Origin of the sequence: Streptomyces sp. NPDC058198 (genome assembly GCF_042882605.1) — a bacterium.
Classification (GTDB): Bacteria; Actinomycetota; Actinomycetes; order Streptomycetales; family Streptomycetaceae; genus Streptomyces.
Window position 1 is genome coordinate 279,769 of the sequence record NZ_JBHVVP010000004.1, and the last position, 15,016, is coordinate 294,784.

Annotated in this window: 14 protein-coding genes, 1 tRNA gene and 1 pseudogene; 11 read left to right on the forward strand and 5 right to left on the reverse strand. The window is 68.1% G+C overall.

Features of this window, described 5'->3' with window-relative positions; translation table 11 throughout:
* Positions 1 to 75 precede the first annotated feature (75 nt).
* Both ACFVWW_RS17380 and ACFVWW_RS17385 read left to right on the forward strand, forming a co-directional pair.
* Positions 76 to 606, forward strand: a complete 531-nt coding sequence (locus ACFVWW_RS17380; RefSeq protein WP_386878673.1) for a GNAT family N-acetyltransferase — start codon at positions 76 to 78, stop codon at positions 604 to 606.
* 104 nt (positions 607 to 710) lie between these two features.
* Positions 711 to 1,727, forward strand: coding sequence for a questin oxidase family protein (locus tag ACFVWW_RS17385; protein WP_384335827.1), 1,017 nt, complete (start codon positions 711 to 713; stop codon positions 1,725 to 1,727).
* A gap of 56 nt (positions 1,728 to 1,783) precedes the next feature.
* Here the strand turns inward: ACFVWW_RS17385 and ACFVWW_RS17390 are convergent, their stop codons facing one another.
* The gene (locus ACFVWW_RS17390; RefSeq protein WP_386878672.1) at positions 1,784 to 2,566 is read right to left on the reverse strand and encodes a dioxygenase; all 783 of its coding nucleotides are present in this window, start codon (positions 2,564 to 2,566) and stop codon (positions 1,784 to 1,786) included.
* A 122-nt stretch (positions 2,567 to 2,688) separates the two neighbouring features.
* On the opposite strand from ACFVWW_RS17390, the gene ACFVWW_RS17395 reads away from it, so the two are divergent.
* A complete protein-coding gene (locus ACFVWW_RS17395) occupies positions 2,689 to 3,213 on the forward strand; it encodes a MarR family winged helix-turn-helix transcriptional regulator (RefSeq protein ID WP_384178959.1) in 525 nt (174 codons plus the stop codon).
* 92 nt (positions 3,214 to 3,305) lie between these two features.
* Here the strand turns inward: ACFVWW_RS17395 and ACFVWW_RS17400 are convergent, their stop codons facing one another.
* Together ACFVWW_RS17400 and ACFVWW_RS17405 are read right to left on the reverse strand one after the other, a co-directional pair.
* Complete coding sequence (locus ACFVWW_RS17400; RefSeq protein WP_384178957.1) at positions 3,306 to 4,862, reverse strand: MFS transporter; 1,557 nt, start codon at positions 4,860 to 4,862, stop codon at positions 3,306 to 3,308.
* 275 nt (positions 4,863 to 5,137) lie between these two features.
* Positions 5,138 to 5,791, reverse strand: coding sequence for a TetR/AcrR family transcriptional regulator (locus ACFVWW_RS17405; RefSeq protein ID WP_384178955.1), 654 nt, complete (start codon positions 5,789 to 5,791; stop codon positions 5,138 to 5,140).
* A 291-nt stretch (positions 5,792 to 6,082) separates the two neighbouring features.
* On the opposite strand from ACFVWW_RS17405, the gene ACFVWW_RS17410 reads away from it, so the two are divergent.
* The gene (locus ACFVWW_RS17410; RefSeq protein WP_384178953.1) at positions 6,083 to 7,414 is read left to right on the forward strand and encodes a M6 family metalloprotease domain-containing protein; all 1,332 of its coding nucleotides are present in this window, start codon (positions 6,083 to 6,085) and stop codon (positions 7,412 to 7,414) included.
* A 30-nt stretch (positions 7,415 to 7,444) separates the two neighbouring features.
* Here ACFVWW_RS17410 and ACFVWW_RS17415 read toward each other — a convergent pair whose 3' ends face one another.
* Together ACFVWW_RS17415 and ACFVWW_RS17420 are read right to left on the reverse strand one after the other, a co-directional pair.
* Positions 7,445 to 9,211, reverse strand: a complete 1,767-nt coding sequence (locus tag ACFVWW_RS17415) for a class I adenylate-forming enzyme family protein (protein WP_386878671.1) — start codon at positions 9,209 to 9,211, stop codon at positions 7,445 to 7,447.
* 73 nt (positions 9,212 to 9,284) lie between these two features.
* A complete protein-coding gene (locus ACFVWW_RS17420; RefSeq protein ID WP_384335818.1) occupies positions 9,285 to 10,040 on the reverse strand; it encodes an SDR family NAD(P)-dependent oxidoreductase in 756 nt (251 codons plus the stop codon).
* A gap of 223 nt (positions 10,041 to 10,263) precedes the next feature.
* Here ACFVWW_RS17420 and ACFVWW_RS17425 point away from each other — a divergent pair, with 223 nt between their 5' ends.
* The 7 genes and pseudogenes from ACFVWW_RS17425 (at position 10,264) to ACFVWW_RS17455 (ending at position 14,744) form a co-directional block, all read left to right on the forward strand.
* Positions 10,264 to 10,653, forward strand: a complete 390-nt coding sequence (locus tag ACFVWW_RS17425; protein WP_386878670.1) for a WXG100 family type VII secretion target — start codon at positions 10,264 to 10,266, stop codon at positions 10,651 to 10,653.
* 2 nt (positions 10,654 to 10,655) lie between these two features.
* Positions 10,656 to 10,754 (forward strand): annotated as a pseudogene (locus ACFVWW_RS17430) (WXG100 family type VII secretion target); the annotation flags it as partial.
* Positions 10,754 to 12,721 carry an RNase A-like domain-containing protein gene (locus ACFVWW_RS17435; RefSeq protein WP_386878669.1) on the forward strand — a complete coding sequence of 656 codons (1,968 nt, stop codon included), beginning with the start codon at positions 10,754 to 10,756 and terminating at the stop codon, positions 12,719 to 12,721. The pseudogene ACFVWW_RS17430 and the gene ACFVWW_RS17435, both read left to right, overlap by 1 nt.
* 24 nt (positions 12,722 to 12,745) lie before the next feature.
* On the forward strand, positions 12,746 to 13,465 hold the full coding sequence (locus ACFVWW_RS17440) for a hypothetical protein (protein WP_386878668.1): 720 nt from the start codon (positions 12,746 to 12,748) through the stop codon (positions 13,463 to 13,465).
* Between the two features lie 8 nt (positions 13,466 to 13,473).
* Entirely contained in the window at positions 13,474 to 13,773 is a 300-nt protein-coding gene (locus ACFVWW_RS17445; RefSeq protein WP_386878667.1) for an RNase A-like domain-containing protein, read from the forward strand.
* A gap of 8 nt (positions 13,774 to 13,781) precedes the next feature.
* On the forward strand, positions 13,782 to 14,423 hold the full coding sequence (locus ACFVWW_RS17450) for a contact-dependent growth inhibition system immunity protein (RefSeq protein ID WP_386878666.1): 642 nt from the start codon (positions 13,782 to 13,784) through the stop codon (positions 14,421 to 14,423).
* 245 nt (positions 14,424 to 14,668) lie between these two features.
* Positions 14,669 to 14,744: transfer RNA gene (locus tag ACFVWW_RS17455), tRNA-Arg, on the forward strand.
* Positions 14,745 to 15,016: the final 272 nt, after the last annotated feature.

Genomic DNA, 15,016 nt, shown 5'->3' on the forward strand with positions numbered 1-15,016 from the left:
TCCGGACAGAATTCCCAAGCCGTACAGGATTTTCTGTGATCATGCAGTACCCTGTGCCGCCACCGGGGAGGACAGATGGTGCAGGGGGCGACGGAAGTGCAGGTCAGGGCCGGAGCGGCGGCCGACCTCGGCGCGCTCACGGACATCTACAACCACTACGTCCACGAGACCGCCATTACGTTCGACACCGTTGCCTTCACCCCCGAGGAGCGTCTGCCCTGGCTGCGTTCCCACCCTGAAGACGGACCGCACCGGCTTTTGGTTGCTCAGGATGTCCCGTCTGCCCGCATTCTGGGGTACGTAACCAGCAGTCCTTTCCGGCCCAAGCCCGCGTACTCGACGTCGGTCGAGGTCAGCGTCTACTGCGCGCCGGACGCGGCGGGGCGCGGTATCGGCACACTGCTCTACAAGGCGCTCTTCGAGGCCCTGGAGGGCGAGGACCTGCACCGCGCCTACGCGGGGATCGCCCAGCCGAACGAGGCCTCGGCCCGGCTTCACCTGCGTTTCGGCTTCCGGCACGTCGGGACGTACGAGGAGGTCGGCCGGAAGTTCGGCCGGTACTGGGACGTCGCCTGGTACGAGAAGCCACTCGGCCCCGAGGCCTAGTCCCTGCCCGGCGGATCTTCGCGGGCCCGCCCTAGGTCCAGGCCGTCCCTGGCTGGGTCCACGGCCCGATACGCGCCGCGCGCAACCGGCCTAGCGTGAAGAGTATGGACACCACGGGCATTCTCGACGAATCGCTGGAGCGGCTGCACGTCTCCGGGCCTGAGCGGGACGGCTGGCTGAGCAACCACGGCCCGATGGCCGTGGAGGCGCTGGTACGGCACGGTCAGGCGCCGGTCGTCCATCGCTGGCTGGACTATTACAGCGCGAAGCTGGAGGACATGCCGCCCACCGACACCCCGGTGACGGCGGCGAACTGGCAGGCGGCCCTCGGGGATCCGCGGCGGATCGCGGACTGGACGGTGTACTTCGCGCGCGAGACCGCCGAGCGCCCCTGGCGCGACGTGCTCGCGGAGTGGTGGCCGCGGCTGCTTCCCGGCATCGCGGCCGGGGCGACGCATCCGGCGATCCGGGTGGGGCATGCCGTACGGACGCTGCTGACCACGGACGAGACCGCGCCGCGCGTCATGGAGCTGGCGCACGCGCTCGGCTACTGGGCCGCCCGGCATCAGCCCCTGCCGGCGCTCGGACTACTGGCCCCGGTGCCGGACGCCGCCGCAGCCCTGGACGCCGTACCACGGGTGCCGGACCAGACGGGCGGGATCGTGGAACGGTTCGCCGGGCTCACCGCCTTCCCGGACTGGCCGCCGGCGCGGGGCCTGCCGCTCGCTCCTGATGACGTACGGGACCGGCTGGCCGAGCTGGTGGCGGCAGCGGTGCACCGGTACGCGAGCCATGGTCACGGCGCGCCGATCATGCTGGTGCATGCCGCGACCGCGCCGAACGCCGTGCTGCGTACCCTGCCCGCGCTCCCCCGCGAGCTGTGGGCGCCGAGCCTGGAGGCGGCCTGGGCGGCGAGCGCCGCGGTCACCGCCGCGTACTCACCGGCCACCCCGGCGCCGTACGCACCGACCCGTCTGACCTCGGAGGAGGTCTTCGAGCGGGCCGCGGCGCACGGCGATGACCATACGATCAAGTTCACCGACACCGCGCTGGATGTCGGGGACGGTACGGCGCTGGCGGCGGCGGTCCGGTCCATCGACCTGAACGAGCCGGCGCTGTAGGGCGACGCTGTACGGCCCCGGCTCGTACGACGCTGGCTCGGGCAGCCCCGGGACGCTCAGCCGAACTGCACCGACCGCTTCGCCAGCCCCATCCAGAAGCCATCGATCACGCTCCGGCCCGTATCCAGCTCGCCTTCCGCCGCCCCCAGCGTCACGAACAGCGGCGCGAAGTGCTCGGTGCGCGGGTGGGCCAGCCGGCCGGCCGGGGCCTTGTGCTCGAAGTCCAGCAGCGCGTCGACGTCCTGCGCCAGCAGCGCCCGTGTCCCCCAGTCGTCGAACTCCGCCGACCAGCCGGGCACCCCGCCGCCCGCCTGCCGCAGCGCGGCCAGGTTGTGGGTGAAGAAGCCGCTGCCGACGATCAGCACACCCTCGTCCCGCAGCGGCGCCAGCCTGCGGCCGATCTCCAGCAGCTTCCGCGGGTCGAGCGTGGGCATGGACACCTGGAGCACCGGAATGTCGGCCTCCGGGAACATCTCCACCAGCGGCACATACGCCCCGTGATCGAGCCCGCGGTCCGGCACGTCCTGTACGGGCACGCCGGGGCCGCGCAGCAACTTCCTTACGGACTCCGCGAGTTCCGGCGCTCCGGGGGCCGCGTACCGTACCCCGTAATAGCGCTCGGGGAAACCCCAGAAGTCGTACACCAGGGGCACGGTCCCGGTCGCGCCGAGCGCGAGCGGGGCCTCTTCCCAGTGGGCGGAGACCATCAGGACCGCCGTGGGCCGGGGCAGCGTCGCGGACCAGGCGGCCAGCTCACGGGGCCAGACGGGATCGTCGGCGAGGGGCGGGGCGCCATGGGAGAGATAGAGGGCGGGCATGCGCTCCGCGACGGCGTTCATGGCGACTCCCCGGTCTGCGTGTGGTCTCTTCCCGGCCGAAGCTATTTGAACCCTCAAGCATTCAGCTCATATGACAGTAGTCGCATCTAGTTTAACTTTCAAGAATGGGTACAGTGGAAGACATGACCATGGCATCCACCGGCAGCGGCGCCGGTACGGGCGGGGAGCCTCGCTGGCTCAGCGACGAGGAGCAGCGCGTCTGGCAGGCGTATGTCCAGGCGACGACGCTGCTGGAGGACCATCTCGACCGCCAGCTCCAGCGCGACTCCGGGATGCCGCACATCTACTACGCGCTGCTGGTGCATCTCGCGCGGGCCCCGCGGCGCCGCATGCGGATGACCCAGCTGGCCATGGACGCCAAGATCACCCGGTCGCGGCTCTCCCATGCCGTTTCCCGGCTGGAGCAGCACGGCTGGGTGCAGCGCGAGGACTGTCCCTCCGACAAGCGCGGCCAGAACGCGTTCCTGACGGACCAGGGCAACGAGGTGCTGAAGCAGGCGGCACCCGACCATGTGGCCGCCGTACGCCAGGCGATCTTCGACCGGCTCAGCCCGGAGCAGGTGACCCAGCTCGGCGAGATCATGCGGGTGATGGCCGAGGGGCTTCAGCCGGAGGGCACGGGAGCGGATCTGCCCTGGCGCCGCTGAACCGCGGCGGCACCAGGGCAGATCCGGCTTCTCTCTTTGGTGGTCAGGGCCGTACGTCGCCTGCCAAAGGCGGCCGTCAGCACATCGGGCAGTCAGTGCATCGCGACCGGCATCTTGACCTCGTCCTCGGCACCCGCGGCGCCCGAGGCGACCGACGAGGCGCCGGGACGCCCGGTGGTGATGAAGGTCAGCGCGATCGTGGCGGCGACCGCCAGGATGCCGACCGCCCACCAGATGGCGCTGGAGTAGCCCTCCACCATCGCCTGCAGCTCCAGCAGCCTGCGGTTGCTGCTGGTCGCCGCGTGGGCGGCGACGTACGCGGTGGTGGCGGAGGCCGCGATGGTGTTCAGCAGCGCCGTACCGATCGCGCCGCCCACCTGCTGCGAGGTGTTCACCATCGCCGAGGCGACGCCCGCGTCCCGCGGCTCGATGCCGTGCGTCGCGAGCGACATGGCCGGCATGAACGCCGTACCCATACCGAGGCCCAGCAGCAGCTGCGCCGGCAGGATCAGACCCGCGTACGAGGAACCCATCTCCAGCTGGGTCAGCAGCAGCATGCCGGTGGCGGCGACCAGGAAGCCGGGGCCCATCAGCAGGCGCGGCGGCACCCGGGTCATCAGGCGAGCGCCGATCTGCGTCGAGCCCGTGATCATGCCCGCGATCATCGGCAGGAAGGCGAAACCGGTCATGACCGGGCTGTATCCCTTCACGACCTGGAGGTAATAGGTCAGGAAGAGGAACAGGCCGAACATCGCGATGATGGCGAGGCCGAGGGAGAGATAGACCCCACCGCGGTTGCGGTCGGCCACCACGCGCAGCGGCAGCAGCGGCGACTTGACCTTCGACTCGACGACGGCGAAGGCCAGCAGCAGCACGGCGGCGCCGACGAAGAGCGAGATGGTCGACGAGTCGGACCAGCCGTTGGACTCGGCGCGGGTGAACGCGTACACCAGCGAGACCAGGCCCAGCGTGGAGAGCACGACGCCGGGGATGTCCAGCGGTGAGCGGTTGCGGCTGCCCGACGGCTCACGGATCACGAAGTACGCGCCCAGGGCGGCCACGATAGCGAAGGGGACGTTGACGAAGAACGTCCAGCGCCAGTCCAGGTACTCGGTGAGGACGCCACCGAGGATCAGTCCCACAGCGCCGCCGCCACCGGCGATGGCCCCGTAGATACCGAAGGCCTTCGCGCGCTCCTTGGCGTCGGTGAACATCACCGCGAGCAGCGACAGCGCGGCCGGCGCGAGCAGCGCGCCGAAGGCGCCCTGGAGCGCCCGGGAGCCGAGCAGCATCGCCTCGCTGGTGGCAGCGCCACCGATGGCGGACGCGGCGGCGAAGCCGAGCAGACCGACGACAAAGGTGCGCTTGCGGCCCCACAGGTCGGCGATACGTCCGCCGAAGAGCAGCAGACCGCCGAAGGCGAGGGCGTAGGCGGTGATGACCCACTGCTTGTTGCCGTCCGATATCCCCAGGTCCTGCTGGGCGGACGGCAGTGCGATATTCACGATCGTCGCGTCGAGCACGACCATCAGCTGGGCGAGGGCGACGAACGCCAGCGCTTTCCAGCGGGTGGGATCGGCGAGCGGGGTGCTCGGATCAGGGAGCGGAGCGTTCGGGTCAGGGAGCCGCGTGTCGGCTGTTTTTGGCATGGAGGTAGCCACCTAAGGGTGCAGAAAGGCGAAAACGTACGTAAGTACAGGCAACGCTGCGTGACTTACGAGGTCATGGAGTCACTGGGTCATGGAGTCACTGGGGTCACTGGGGTCAGGGAGTGACGGAGTGACGGACAGAAGGAGGTACGAGGCGCCTGGAGGCACCTGGCCGGGCCTGCGCCACGCCGGGCCCTGGCCTGAGCTGGGCCTGGGCCGCGGGGGCGGAGCCGTCGGGCCGAGGCCGTCGGGCGAAGTTCAAGGTTCAGGGCGCGTCACGGAGCGTCGCGGCGCAGATCCTCCAGGGTCGCGGCCGAGCCGGCCAGTTCGGACCGGGCCGGGGCCTGCAGTCCGTCGAGGAACAGCTGCAGATGCCGGTGGGTGAACCGGTCCATGTTCATACAGCCGGTGCCCGGCAGCGGGCGGGTGAGCTGGGACAGCGCGACCATCAGATCGCCGACGGCGACATCCGTACGCAGCTGTCCCGCCTGGCGTGCCCGCTCCATCAGCCTTTCGATGGCGCCTTCGAGGCGCGACCGCTGGGCGTCCAGATCGGGACGGTCGTGGTCGAACGCACCGGAGAGCATCGGGCAGAGCGCTCCGATCCGCTCGTCGGCCGCCGCGTGCACGAAGCGGCGCAGCGCGGTGAACGGGTCGGGCTCCTCGACAGTAACCTTCTCTGCCTGTTCGGCGGTGCGGTTCATGACGGAGATCACGACTTCGTGGACGAGGGCGTGCCGGTCGGGGAAATGCCGGTAGAGCGTGGCATTGCCGATGCCGGCCCGGCGGGCGATCTCGTCGAGCGGGGCCTCGGGGCCGTACTCGACGAACATCTCACGCGCCGCCGCCACGATCCGCTCCCGGTTGCGCAGAGCGTCCGCACGCGGCCGGGGTACTCGGCGCGCTTCGGGTTCGGCGGCGGTGGTCACGTCATGCCCTTTCCTCGTACATAAGAGGCCTTGGAAGCGATTCCGGTACACGGATCTATAAAACGTCTGTACAACCGGGGACCGCATCCCCACTTACCGGGGACACAGGTGCAAACGGGGAAGCCATCCCCGGTTATTTCAGGGAGCCAAGTGACCTGGGTCACAAAACCCTGGACCTGGAAGAACCCCCCGATCGGCGCACCCAGCGAGCGCCGACACGCCCACGGACGGAGGGTGATCGAACAGAGAGCAGTCAGGACGGCCGGCTGCCGCGAACCCGGAGGCGACCGCATGCAGCAGACGCGTCGCATACGCGGACCCGGTGGCAGTGCCGGAACCCCGAGACACTCCAGAAAGCCGCGACACACGAGCGGGCCCGTCCGGCTCTGCGCGATGGCCGGCCTCACGGCGCTCACACTCGCCGCCCTGACCACGGCGAGCGGCAATCTCAGCAGCCCCACCCGCGCCTCGCCGGGGCCCTCCGCCACCAGCAGGACCACCGACCTCGCGCCGTGCCGAGTGGCCTCCACCACACCCGTACAGATGTCGGAGGGCCTGCCCACCGCGCCCGGCTACTCCCGCTCCACCGGCACGGTCCGCGCGCTCAATCTCATGATCGACTTCCCGGACGCGCAGGGGCCCGGGCCGGCGCTCGACCGGCTCGGCGAGTTCTTCCCGAAGACGTCGGACTGGTTCAGGACCAGCTCGTACGGGCGGCTCGACTACCGCCCCGAGGCCCCGCTGACGGACTGGCTGCGGATGCCGCTGAGCTTCGCGGAGTACGGGATAGAGCGCGGGTCACCCTACGAGCCGGGCTACCGGCGGCTCGTCCAGGACATCGTGACCGCCGCCGACCCGGCCGTGGACTTCAGCGCGTACGACCTGGTCAACATCCTGGTCACGCCCAACGCCGGACCCTCCGCGCTGAACACCGTCCTGTCCGTGACCTTCTCCGGCAACCCGGACGCCCCGCACGCGGACGGCGTCCCGCTCTCCAACACGTCCTTCGTCTACAGCCGCCAGGACGACGGCTCGGGGTCGTACGCCGAGACCGGATACCGGGTGCTGCCGCACGAGAACGGCCATATCTTCGGCCTCCCCGACCTCTACACGATGGACGGCGGCAGCGCGGTCGGGCACTGGGACATCATGTCCGAGGACTGGGGCGCCAACAACGATCTGCTGGGCTGGCACAAGTGGAAGCTCGGCTGGCTCGACGACAATCAGATCAGCTGTGCGTCCAAGCCCGGGTTCAGCGAACATCTGCTGGGCCCGCTGGCCAGCTCCGGCGGCCAGAAGATGATCTTCATACCGGTGTCCAAGGAATCGGGATACGCGGTGGAGGTACGGACGCGGGCGGGCAACGACGACGCGGTCTGCGAGCCGGGCGTACTGATCTACCGGGTGGACTCCGCGGTCGACACCGGGCGCGGCCCGATCACGGTCTCGGACAGCGCGAGGGACAGCGGCGGCTGCACGCGGCGGCCGAATGTGCACGCCGAGCTGTCGGACGCGACGTACCGGGCGGGAGAGTGGTTCTACGACAGCGACAACGGGGTCCGGATCTCGGTGCTGTCGAAGGAGCCGGACGGGCACTTCAAGGTGCGGGTGACCCGGTCCTGAGGGGGGCACCCGCCGCGATGGTCACCCGTCTTACCCTTCTTGCCCTTCAGCGCGAGCGCGCAGGACGTACTCCCGCACCGGATCCCGCAGCTCGCGCTTGAGGAGCTTGCCGGTCGGGTTGCGGGGCAGCGGGCCCTCCCGTACGAGCACATGGGCCGGCACCTTGAAGGCAGCCAGGCTCCTGCCGACGTGCGCCCGCAGCTCCTCGGGGTCCGTACCGGCCCCGGGCCTGAGCCGCACGACCGCCGCGACCTCCTCGCCGAGCACGGGATGCGGGACACCGAGCACGGCGGCGTCGACGACGTCCGGGTGGTCGTGGAGTACGGCCTCGACCTCGACGCAGTAGATGTTCTCGCCGCCGCGGACGACCATGTCCTTGATCCGGTCGACGATGCTGACGAGACCGCCGCACACGGTCGCGAGGTCGCCGGTCCTGAACCAGCCGTCGGGCGAGAAGGCTTCGGCGCTCGCGGCTTCGTCCCGCCAGTAGCCGCGTACGAGCGACTGGCCGCGCAGCCACAGCTCCCCGACCTCGCCTTCGGGCAGTTCCTGGCCTTCGGGCCCGGCGATCCTTACGTCGACGGCGGGAGCCGGGCGCCCCACACTGCCCGGGAAGGCGCGGTAGTCGGCGCCGAAATTGGCCAGCACCCCGCCGCTCGTCTCCGTCAGGCCGTAGCCGTTGCGCGGCTCGATGCGTTCGCCGTAACGGGCGGTGAGCCGGCCGACCAGGGCGGGCGGCGCGGCGGCCCCACCGGTGTTGATCATGACGAGGGTGTCCAACCCGTCACCCTCATGTCCACCCTCCTGTTCACCGTCATCTGCGGCCGTGGCGGCGTCGAGGAGCTGGAGCGCGGTGGTCGGGACGCCCGCGTAGTGCGTCACCCGGTGCTCCCGGATCAGTTCCAGCGCCCGCCCGGCGTCCCACTTCCGCATCAGGACGAGCGTGCCGCCGACGGCCATCGTCGAATAGAAGCTGGTGAACGCCGCGACATGGAAGAAGGGGAACGTCATCAGCGAGACGGGCGCCGGCCCCTGCCCGGGGATCTGCCCCCGCCCGAGGGCGGAGGCCGCGGCGAAGTACCGCGGGTTCATCACGGCCCCGGCCTGCGCGAGATGCGTGGCGACGGCGCCCTTGGGCCGCCCGGTCGTGCCGGACGTATAGATGAGGGTGGCGTCGTCCTCTGCGCGTACCTCGACATCGGGCGGGGCGGCGAAGGGGTCGGGGGCGGGCAGGTCCTCGTACCGCTCGGTCCGCTGTCCCACCTCGCCGTCGTGGTGGAAGACGACGGTCCGCACCCGCTCACGCTCGGCCCAGCGGTCGACGAGCGGCAGCCGTTCGCCGTCGACGAGCAGGACGCGCGGTGTGCAGTCGTCCAGCGCGTACGTGAACTCGTCCTCGGTCCACCAGGCGTTGAGGGGTACGGCGACCAGCCCGGCCAACTGGGCCGCCCAGAAGGCGATCTGCCACTCGGGGTGATTGCGCATCGCGACGACGGCGCGGTCGCCGGGCCGCAGCCCGTAGACGTCGACCAGGCGGTTGGCCAGCGCGGAGGCGGCGGCGAAGAACTCCCCGTACGTGTACGTCCCGCTCTCGGCGACCAGGAACGGCTGGTCGCCGTACGCCCAGGTCGTCTCCACGAACTCGCGCAGCGTACGGGGCCCGTCCGCGTACAGGAGCGAGCCGTTCTCGTCCCGTACGACGGCGAACGGCGCCCCGGGCGCGGTCAGCGCGGCCGTACGGCTGCCGCTTCGGTCGGCGCTTCGGTCGCTGCTTCGGTCGGTGTCGGTGTGCGGCACGGGCACCTCTCTAAGCGCTTGCTCAGTACGCCATGACGCTATGCCCGCGCCCCACACCCGGTCAAGAATGGCCTCAGCCGACCTCCGTCCCGCAGGTGATGTTGAGCGCGGTCGCGGTCATGGACCGGGCACGGTCCGAGGCGGCGAAGGCGGCCACATTCGCCACGTCCTCCAGCGACGCCGCCCGGTTGAGCATCGTCCGCCCCACTGTGTCCTCGACGATGGCCGCTCGCCCCTCGAAGTCCTCGGGAATCGTCTCCACCACCCCGGCGGTCTGCAGGGTCAGCGCGCGGATCCCGTACGGTCCCAGCTCACTGGCCAGCTGCCTGCGCAGCGCTTCCAGCGCCTGGAAGGCGACTTGGAGCCCGCCCAGATGGAAGCCGCGCATGGGATCCCCGTAACCACCGAAAAACAGGATCACGCCCGACCGGCGAGGGATCATATGGCGCGCGGCGGCCCGCGCGGTCAGAAAATTCGTCCGCAGGGCCGTCACGACGGGCTTCTCGAAGTCCGCGACCTCCATCTCGGCGAGCGGGGTGCCCTGCACGTCGTTGTGCGAGATCAGATTGAGCGAGACATCGATCCGGCCGGCCCGCGCGACCACCTCATCGGCATGCGCGTCCACCGCCCGCTCGTCGAGCGCGTCCACGATGGCCGTCTCGACGGCCCCACCCTCGTCCCCGATCTCCGACGCCACCTTCTCCAGCGGCCCCGGCGTACGCGCGGCCAGAAACACCCGCGCCCCTTCCCGCGCGAACGTCCGCGCCACGGCACTGCCGATGGCCCCACTGCCGCCATAGATCACGGCCGTCTTGTGCTTGAGCAACATGCCCACTCCCTTCCTCACCCACCCGGGGCCCACGCCCCACCACAAGAACGACCGCCCCCACCCCAAAAACTCATCGCCCCCAGAGCGGCGCGAGACACCGAGGGCAGGCACTCCGACGCCACGGCACGGCCGGCGCGGGCGCTGTACATGGACTCGGCGGACACCGAAGAAGCCGCCTGGCCACATTGCTAATGTGCTGGGGGAACGCATGAGGGGATGAGCCATGGTGGATCGCCCGAATCTTGCTGTGTCGCACGACGAACTCACCCGTCTGGCCGGTGACCTGGACGACATGCAACGTCATCTGGATTCGCAGGTGCGACGAATGGACGCCGTCGTCGACCGTATTGAGGCCCGGTGGAAGGGCGAGGCAGCCAAGGGGTACCGGGCACTGCACCGGGGAGCCGCCGAGGACGCGGTACGTGTCCGGGAAATCCTTCAAGTCCTTGAAGAAGCAGTGCGGATGGGGCGGGACGGCTTCACGGAGCAGGAGTTGGATGCGCTCCGGGCCATGCGCACAGCCGAGTCGAAGGTGGACGTGGTGCGCGAGGCGCGCGAGCTCTCCGAAGGAACCGCGCCGACGCCACCGTGCAGCAGGATCAACGACATCTGAACCAGGCCGCCCAGGCTTGGCTCCATGAGGTCGTCACAACTGGTCATGCGAACTACGCGGAAGCGCACCGCGCCGTGCTGCGTGGGTGGGGTGCCGCCTAATGGCCGAGCCGAGCCCTGGTCCCTCCTCATCACCCTCCCCTTCGGCTGATGGCGACTCGTCGAAAAATCCCTCCGGCGGCGGTACCCCGCCCACGCCTGAGCCCTCACCCGGCTCGCTCGAAGACCCCTACGGCAACGACATCTCCCGTCATGACACCGGGTCGGCCGAGCGGGAGCGCAAGAGGAACGTCGAGAAACTCAAGCCGGCATCGCCGCCCGATGCCCACGGCGCCTTCGATATTGCGCCCGGACACGTCTACTACGCCTCGGCGCGTGTCAGCGACGAACAATTCACGTTCCACAAGGTGGCGACCGGGCTTGTCGATTCTGTTGGGGGATGGAGCCAGACCCAGGTGGCCGGGCGCGGGCACGGCGCTGACGCCTTCGCCGAGGCCTACGCAAACGTGGCCGAGCGCTTTCTCCAGGTCTGGGCCAAGAGCATCAGCAGCATTGAAGGGGTCGCAGTCGGCCTGACGGTGACGGCCAACAACTACGTCAGGGCGGACTGGGCCTCGCGCCCGGCGAATCGCCGGCATCGCGAGGAGCAACCCCCTTACAGGAATCTGCCGGTCTGTGTGGGCAGGACGACGTACGACTCGGTCTCGTCCATCAAATGGACGGGTACGGGGGATGACAGTGGTCCGATCCTCGCCTGGGCGGGCAACGGTCCTGACTGGCTCGCCGGCCAGATCGACGAGGCCATCGAGCACGTTCTCAGACTCGGCAAGAGGGTCGAGATCACCCCTGGCGCCGACACGGGTCAACTGCGGGCCATCGGTGATGCCTGGCGCGTGGCAGCAGATGCGGCGAAGGAGTCTGCCGACAACTTCACCGCGTGCATTTCCTATCTCACCGACGGCGGCAGCAGCGAATGGCAGGGAGCGATGAATTCCTTCTGCCAGTCGATCTGGGGCACAACCGCATGGGGAAAGAGCCGCTTCGCCGACGGAGAGCCGGCACCCCGTGGTGCCGCGGGCGCCCGTGAGTGGAAGACCAACCCCTCCGAGGCACCGGCCGGCCGACGTCCGATCATCGAGGTACTCGCCGGAACAGGAAAAACGCTGCGTCAGGCATTCCACGATGCCGCCGATGCAGCAGACAAATCGAGAGAGACCACATCTCGACTTGCGACGGAAGCCGCCAAAGCCACCGTCAAGGACTTGACGATCGATATCGATCTCTGGGAGCTGACGAGGCTCGGCGCCACTTTGGCCTTCGGAGAGATCACCGCCACATTCGCCAAGCACATGGACAAGGCGGGTGCAGACGCTGCCGTGGAAGCGTGCCATGCCGCTTTCCATGAGGCAGCCACTACGGTGCGGGCGCTCATGCCCGAACTGGATGAAGCATTCTTGAGCGCTCCGACTTTCGAAGCAGAAGAGGCACGCGCTCGCGCGTTCGGAGCCCGCGCACTCGACGACTTCAAGCCGCACCACCGCTGGACTCAGCCCGGCCACACAGACCTTGGAATCTACCAGATCGATCTGGCATCTACCGAGTGGCTGGAAAACTCGCACACAATGAACAAGCATGTCGGCCTGACCGACGAGCAGCTTGCTCAGCGCCTGCGGGATGACCTGAAGAAGGGGCCACGGCCTGGATCCGAATGGCCATACGGTCAGCCCATGCCGGCCAATGCCTCAACTTTCAAGGACATCGACTCGGCGCAGCGAATGACCCAGTACAACCTCGATACCAATTCGGAGAGCATCAAGGAATGGCTCGATCGCCAGCCCGATCCCAAGGAGAGGCGCCTCGACATCCGTGTCGATCACACTGCCAACCCCGATGAGTACAGCGGCCGGAGCGTCGACAAGTTCGAGATGAAGGGCTCCCCCTTCCCAGCGGACAAGGCTGTGGATGTCAAAGGCGTCGAAACCCGTCTCGTGTACAATTCGGATCTTGACCCACCCTTCACCGTTTTGACATCCATGCCAGTCGGGTCAAAGAAATCCACGGGTGCATGACCGGAAAGCCAAGAGGAAGATCGCGTGTCAAGCCAGGAATCGTTGGAATATTTCCGCTTGGAAGGTGCTCGGGTTTTGCTGGCACCCTTCTCTCTCACCGGCGTACCCTGCGATGCCGCTGAATGGCAGAGACGCTTGGCGCCTACGATCCGCGGTCTCGACTACGCGGCTGATGGCGGTGGGCGCACCTTGTACGAGATTTCCGCCCAGCTACTCTGGGCCGCGGAGATTTTCCGTGCCGACCCTCGGGCCCGAGCCCTCAAGAACGTCCCGGTCGCAGTTCCGTCCGACCGAACATCCGAGGTATTCCGCGACATGTCCACATATCTCGCGGAATGGAACTCACTTCCAATCGCGGAGAAACTTCATCGATATCCATTGACCGCCCGCGAGATCGCACTCAGGTTTCCGCGCTTCAGTCAGGTGTTGCCCATCTATTTCGGGCAGGATGGGGTCGCCATTTCCGATGACATGGCCGATGCAAGCATCGAGGAAGGTATCGCTATGATTATTGGCGAAACCCACCCGTCATGTCTATGGAGACTACCGGGTCTCGCTGCCGAATGCTATGAGGCATTGGCACTGTTCCAGAATAATGAAGACGCATTGGATCGATTTTTCTCCCAGGAATTTGGCGGAGGTTCCGGTCGCGCAGACTTCACGGAATTCCTCCCTCTCCTCGCCCAGTCGTGTATGGACCACCTCGCCGTCGCGCATCCCCCTGTATGGCCGAGCGAAGGGTGATGCACACCATGCGAAACCGCAGCGCTACCTACCCTGACCAGGAGACCGCCCAATGGGCGACCCAGCAAGTCGTGACCGCGAACGAGCAGTCAATTCACCGCTGGCTGGCCCAGTCCACCCGACAGCGCCTCACCATCGAGGCCGCGTGGCCGTCCCGTCCCGATCCGGTCGGACGGGTCCTGCTCCAGGCAATGATGCTTGCCGGACGCACGGCCGTTGACGTGCGCGCCGCCCGCGTCATCCTCAAGCGCGACAGCGCCGGGCCGCACGGCTTTACCGTCCACTCCACTGCCCCGATCTATCTCTAGAGGCATCCGTGTCCCTCAAGCCGCTCGAACACGACCGTAAATACGGCGAGTTGGACCAGGTCATTCGCGCCTACCTGGGACGAACAGCCGATGACGACGAAGCGATTGCCGGCTATCTGCGGCACACCTGGCGCACGCGCCCCTGGGCCATCGCCATCGCCGAGTTCCAGATCCGGGAATACGCCCAGAATCCCCCGGGCCGACTGCGGCTACGCCTGGGCGAGTTCTACCCCGTGCCTGATGTCGGGCTGGCGGACCCGGAGATCCAGCCCTGGCTCCTGAGGCTCGCTGACCGTCTCAAGGAGAGTATCGAGACCGGCCAGGCACCTCCGCCGGCCACGCCACGGACGCATTGGGAATGGCACGCTCGGTTCCCCGAGCTCGCGCAACTGCTGGGGGGCTGGCACTCCCAGGACATGCCGGACGAGTTCGACGACCACGAAGCCGCGCTTCAGGACTACCTGGACACCACAGACCCGAGCCTTGTCGCCCAGCTCACCGGCGAACTGCATGACTTGCTCGCGCTCGCCGTCGAGGAACCCGACTACGCCGCCGCGGTCGCCGAACTCGGCATGGAAGTTGATCCGCCTGCCCCGTACAGCTCCAGTGGGTGGCTCGTCGAACTCGCTCGTATGGTCGACCGGCACTGAGCCCCCACCTCGGCGACTGACACCGTAGCCCCGCCGCGCCCACCCCTACCCGCCGACAGCACCCCAGCTCAGACACCACAGGCACATACGGCCAGAACCCGAGGTACCGACGTCACCCCACCCGCTACACTGTTTGCGGTGCCTAGCTCTCACGGGCCAAACCACCACAACCCTGTCGGCTGTCCGACTTGCAACTCATCGCCCACTTGGGTTGGGTTTTAGGACACAGTTTCCGACAGATCCCCGCCTTCGTAGCTCAGGGGATAGAGCACCGCTCTCCTAAAGCGGGTGTCGCAGGTTCGAATCCTGCCGAGGGCACCAGCCAAAAGGCCCCGGACCGATCATGGTTCGGGGCCTTTGACATCCACTTCTGCCATCAACGCGCGCGATCACGCACGACCGGGGCGCCGCTTCCTGAGCAGCCGGTCCATGTGGCTCATGGCTTCGCGCACCGCCGGGGCCGCTGCGACGGAGCAACGCACTCGGCCGTGACGGCATCACGAGGTGTCTCCAATTACTTCGAACCACTAGATAATGCCCAGCCACAGTGTCCGAAAATGCCTGTTGGCAGACATATGTTTGCAAGATTCGAT